We start from the raw sequence: 1,526 nt of genomic DNA on the forward strand, positions 1-1,526 counted from the left end.
CGCTGCTTGAGGGCCTTGTTATAAGAGGGCCAGTTGGTGATTTTAAAATTTTGTTTTGCCATGGAGACCTGATTTTGAAACAACTGTGGTGATCTGCTCCGATGATTACCCAAAAGTTCTATTTATTCAACAAAGCCCATCCAGAAGACAAAAACCCTCCCAATTGACGCCCTCCAGACGCTCAAACAGAAGCGCACTGCTGTTGGCCAACATATTGATAAAGCGGCGTTCACCCGTAATCAGTGCGGCAAGATCGCTGACAAGACCCCTATAAAATGATGGTTTGTTCATAAATAATAATTCTGTTTTTCCAAATACCGAAGTACGCACCCCCTAACCGATTGACGCAACAAGCATCGATAACTCAGGGGCATCATCCCACAATGTCAATCACCCTGCCTGACAATACTGGCAAGGTCTCCACAAGAGAAGAAGGATATACGCTTTTGCGTTTTTATTCACATAAACGTGACAGGATGCATTGAGACATACTGCACAGCATGCCACAACACCATTCACTTCGTCAGCGTATTGCGCACATTTTATTCCCCTGCCCTGGCATCCGATTTTCCTGAAACCGACCCTACACATTCAATTACCGTGCACGCCCGGAAGTAGGCTATGATACTGACGACCTTCACAGCGCAATCCGGCGTAATGAGAATATACAGCATAGTGGGTTCTGCCACGCATAGCGCTCCGCGCCCACACGTCACCTAGGTACGCTCTAGCGTTGCCTATGGGCGCTATCACCGTTGCCATGGCTGCGACATGCTGTTTCTGCTTCCGGCAATGCGCAAAGGAGAGTATGCCACCTGCCCGCAGTGTGCCACCAGCGTCGGTTCCGGGCGTGACTGGTCAATGACGCGACTGGCAGCGATGGCCACGGTGATGCTGCTGTTAATGCCTTTCGCATATACCGCCCCCCCTGCTCGACATCCGGTTGCTGCGTGTCGCGATCAATGCCAGCCTGTTTGAGGGCATCTGGCAGATGACCAAGCAAGGACACCCTGTTACCGCCGGTATGGTGGCGTTCTGTACCGTAGGCGTGCCGGTTACGCTAATGGCTTCCCTGCTGTATCTCTTTTTTGCCCCGCGCATTGGTATGAATCTGCGGCCTATTCTGCTGTTACTGGAAAAATTGAAAGCCTGGATGATGCTGGATATTTATCTGGTCGGGCTAGCTGTTGCGGCCATCAAGATCCGCGAGTTTTCCGATATTGAGATAGGCCACGGTCTGGTCGCCTATCTCACCTTGACACTGCTGAGCCTGTTAACCTTGATTCACCTCAATCCTGATCAGCTCTGGCTGCGTTTTTACCCACGACTGCATCCGGTGATCAGCCCAGAACGGGCTTTGTTGAATAAATAGATATTATGCCGCGTAGCCATAAAGGCTGCGGATTCCCTTGACGTAAAATCAGTATGTTAAATCCAGAGCGTGGTGATGCATCCCGGAGCGATCAGCATTTTAATCCAAAACAGGCGTGTCATAACAGCATTATTCCCTATTATTCAACAAAGCC

Annotated in this window: 2 pseudogenes; one reads left to right on the forward strand and one right to left on the reverse strand. The window is 50.1% G+C overall.

What is annotated here, in order from left to right:
- Positions 1 to 135 precede the first annotated feature (135 nt).
- Positions 136 to 291, reverse strand: a pseudogene (locus tag QZ506_RS10595) (GAF domain-containing protein); the annotation flags it as partial.
- Positions 292 to 657: 366 nt separating this feature from the next.
- Here QZ506_RS10595 and QZ506_RS10600 point away from each other — a divergent pair.
- A pseudogene (locus QZ506_RS10600) lies at positions 658 to 1,327 on the forward strand (paraquat-inducible protein A); the annotation flags it as partial.
- Positions 1,328 to 1,526 lie beyond the last annotated feature (199 nt).

Origin of the sequence: Candidatus Symbiopectobacterium sp., from assembly GCF_020054415.1 — a bacterium.
In the GTDB taxonomy this organism is placed as follows: Bacteria; Pseudomonadota; Gammaproteobacteria; order Enterobacterales; family Enterobacteriaceae; genus Symbiopectobacterium.